We start from the raw sequence: 3623 nt of genomic DNA, 5'->3' as shown, positions 1-3623 counted from the left end.
GGGGTGGGTCTGCCCATGGCTCTCAACTCCAAAATCGAGCAGCTCGAAATTCGAGTACACTGCGCGCATGGGTCCGTTGTCAATCCCCGGAAGCACCCGGCACCGCGCTCTCGTGGAAAAGGTGATGTCCGAGCTCCGCGCGCTCTCCACCGTCCAAGACCGGCTCGACCAGTACGCGGCACAGCGGTTCGGCCTCAACCGCACCGACCTGAGGGCCCTCGACCTGGTCGGGCAGGCGGAGGTGCTCTCCCCGACCGCGCTCGCGGAGGCGCTGGGCATGTCCACGGGCGCCACCAGTACGGTGCTGGACCGGCTGGAGGCGGCGGGTTACGTGCGGCGGGAACCCGACCCGGCGCATCGCCGCCGTACCGTCGTCCGGATGGCGCCCCGCGCGCACGAGATGTCCGAAGCCGTCTTCGGTCCCGTCCTCCGCGGCACCCTCGACCAGGCCGCCGCCCAGCCGGACGCGACGCTGACCGCCGTCGCGGATTTCCTGGCCGGGCACCGCGAACTCCTGAACCGCTGTCTCACCGCGGCACGGGAGGACGACGGATCCTAGGTGTGTTTCGAAGCGGCGGAGCCGGTTGTGATGGGCCGTCAGCATGCACCGCCGCGGGTTCTCAGGCGGTTCCTGGCAGAGACCACACGCCAGCTCCGACAGCGTCGTCCGAGGCGGTGCGGGGTTGCCGTGGGCGACGCCGACAGCGGCCGGGCGGGCTGTATGCCGACCGGGGATATGGCCACGACAAGTACCCCGCGAGCGGGTCTGAGAGGTTATCGCTTGTCGCGGTGAGGAGCACGGCTCCGGGCTGGGTGTGTACCGCTGTTGGCCCCGGAGCGGGTCTGGTCGCAGTTCCCGGAAACCAGCGCATGCCGAAGTCGCCTGTGGGAAGCGGGTCACCGTCCTGCTGCGGCGGCAGGTGCGCGGTTCGCGGCGTTCAGGGCCAGGTATCGGGGTTCAGGCGGCGGTGGTGGTGAGGGGTTCGGGTTGGCTGCGGTAGGTGCGACCGGCCGGGGTGGTGATCTCCAGGATCCCGCTGTCGGTCATGCGGTGCTGCCAGCCGGGTTCGTCCTTGAGGCGATGATCGTGGCGGCACAGGCCGCAGAGATTTTCGCTGTCGGTGCCACCGCCCTGGGCCCAGGGTGCGACGTGGTCGAGGTCGCAGGCCTGGACCGGCCTGTGACACCCCGGCACCCGACACTCCCGATCCCGTACCTGCACCAGTTCCTTCGTGGCGGTGGGTGGCCGGTAGCGGTGGCGCCCGACTTCGATCGGGATACCGGTCATGGGGTCGGTGATGACCCGCCGGACGGTGGCGTTGGCCGCGATCTTCCGCGCCAGCCCCGCGGGGATCGGCCCGTGTCCGGCCAACTCGGCGGGGTCGTCGCGCAGCCCGGTCCAGGTCAGGAAATCCAGATACACGAACACTTCCGCCCGCGGCGGTTCCACCGGCCGCGCGACGCCCAGACACAGATCGGAGAACACGTCCGCCCGCAGTTCGTCCAGGGTGCGTTCCTCACCCCTGCTGCGCAGTCGCCGCGCCACCCGATCCACCCGGGTATAGATGGTGGCGGCGATCTCCGCCGGAAGATACGCATACAGGGTGGCCATGCCCTCGTCCTCATGGCACAGTTGGACACTGCGGGACCGCTTGCGCTCCTGACACCGCCTGGCGTGCCCGTCGGGGTCGACGCGGGCGACGGTCCTGTTCACCAGCCTCCGCACCGACGTCACATCTCGCGTCGTGATCTTTTCCGCCACCCGCGCATCGACTTCCCGGGCTTGGTCGTCGGTCAGGACCGACGTTTGATCGGCCACCTTCGACGCCCGATACGGATCCAGCGCACCGCGTTTCATCGCCTCGAACGTCGCAGGCAACCGCCGCGCCAGATCCCGCGCCAGCGACACCTGTCCCTCCCCCTGACGCGCACCATAATGCAATTCCAGGGCGACCTCCTTCGCCACCGAATCCGAATCCCCCAACTCCGCGATCACGGCCAGCTTCACCGCCTGATAAGCATTGGAATATGCCTCGGCCGCGGCCAGCAGCGAGATCTTGTCATCCCGGTCGAGATCGGCGATGCGCTCGTACAGTTCCGGATCAGGCCCGGAAAACCCCCAGTTCTCGGTCACACCACAATTCTATCGACGGCAAACCGTCGAGGGCATCACACAATCAGGGGCGATTTCATTTTCTTGTAGTAAGCGAATATTTTCCGGCCAAGGAGTCTGGTGCTGATGAACTCCTGGCACAAATAGTCAATCCCGCAGCCGACGCCGGCAGGTCATCCCCGTAGGACCGCTAACGGGTCAGGACGCCGGCGAGCCGCACATCGGTCACTGATCGTCCTATGTGGACCGTGTAGTCGCCGGGCGGGGTCGTCCAGCGGCCCGCGTCCGGATCCCAGATCTCGAAGGCACGACCGGGTATCCGGAGGGTCACGCGCCGTTGTCCGCCCGGCTCGGCACTGGCCCTGCCGAAGGCCGCGAGCCAGCGGACCGGGCGGTCCGGGCCGCCCGCCGGGGCGGACAGGTACACCTGCACGACCTCGGATCCGTGGCGCGGGCCGGTGTTGCGGACGGTCAGGCTCACCACGCCGTCCTGTCCGGTGTCCAGGTCCCGGTAGTCCCAGTCGGTCCAGCCCAGCCCGTGCCCGAAGGGGGCGGCGGGGGTGACCCCGGCGCGCAGGTAGGCGCGGTGACCGATGTGGACGCCTTCGCGGTAGGGGAGGGTCCTGTCCGGCTCCGGGGTCACCGGCGGCACGAGCCGCTCGTCGGCGGGCAAGGTCCAGGGCAGGCGGCCCGCCGGTTCGGTGCGGCCGGTGAGCACGTCGGCCAGTGCGTGCCCCGCCTCCTGCCCTGGCAACCCGGACCAGACGACCGTCCGGGCGCGCTCCAGCCACGGCAGCAGGACCGGGGCGCCCGCGTTGACCACGACGACGGTGTCGGGCCGGGCTTCGAGCACCGCCTCGGCCAGCGCGTCCTGATCGCCGGGCAGGGCGAGCGTCCGCCGGTCCCAGCCCTCGGACTCGGTCTCCGGAGTGGTACCCACGATCAGGACGGGCAGTTCCGCCCACCGCGCGGCTTCCAGCGCCGCGTCGAGCAGTGCCGTCGCGCTCGGCGCGGGCGGGCCGTGCCGCAGCACGACCCGGACCATGTCGCCGAACTCCGCGGACCGCAGGCGCTGGCTTTCCACCACCACGGACACCGTCACCGGGGCGTCACCGACCGCGCGGGACACGCCGTGGCCCGGTGGATGATTGGTGGAGGAGTCGAGGACCGCGGCCGTGCCGTCGGCCTCCTCGGCGCTCGCGGAGACGAGGGACCCGTCCACGACCACCCGGTGCCGTCCGACGAGGCCGACCTCGAGCCGGTGCTCACCCGGCTCGGTCAGGCGGATCTCGCACGAGAGCCGCAGTGTCTCGGCCGCGTCGGGGATCGTGCGCAGGGTGCCGTCCCAGCGCGCCGTCTCCTCGGTCCGGAGCGCGGCGCCCTCGGCGTCGAGGAAGACGAGCCGGACCGGGCCCGCCAGACGGTCCTGGTCCAGTTCGGGGAGCGGGCGGCCCGCGTCCGCCCCGGGCTCGACGCGGAGGTCGGTGTAGGGCAGGGCGCTGCGCAGCCC

The 3623-nt window shown here is 70.5% G+C and carries 3 protein-coding genes; 1 reads left to right on the top strand and 2 read right to left on the bottom strand.

Annotation, left to right across the window (positions count from 1 at the left end; all coding sequences use genetic code 11):
* Positions 1-67 precede the first annotated feature (67 nt).
* Complete coding sequence (locus tag FNH05_RS34520; protein ID WP_144593052.1) at positions 68-559, top strand: MarR family winged helix-turn-helix transcriptional regulator; 492 nt, start codon at positions 68-70, stop codon at positions 557-559.
* Between the two features lie 399 nt (positions 560-958).
* Here the strand turns inward: FNH05_RS34520 and FNH05_RS39835 are convergent, their stop codons facing one another.
* Together FNH05_RS39835 and FNH05_RS34510 are read right to left on the bottom strand one after the other, a co-directional pair.
* Positions 959-2134: an HNH endonuclease signature motif containing protein gene (locus FNH05_RS39835; RefSeq protein WP_281287662.1), complete on the bottom strand. Its 1176-nt coding sequence runs from the start codon at positions 2132-2134 to the stop codon at positions 959-961.
* A gap of 169 nt (positions 2135-2303) precedes the next feature.
* On the bottom strand, positions 2304-3623 hold a 1320-nt coding region (locus FNH05_RS34510), incomplete at its 5' end, for a glycoside hydrolase family 3 protein (protein ID WP_186382884.1).

Source organism: Amycolatopsis rhizosphaerae (assembly GCF_007713715.1).
Classification (GTDB): Bacteria; Actinomycetota; Actinomycetes; order Mycobacteriales; family Pseudonocardiaceae; genus Amycolatopsis_E; species Amycolatopsis_E rhizosphaerae.
This window is presented reverse-complemented; position numbering and strand designations above follow the sequence as displayed.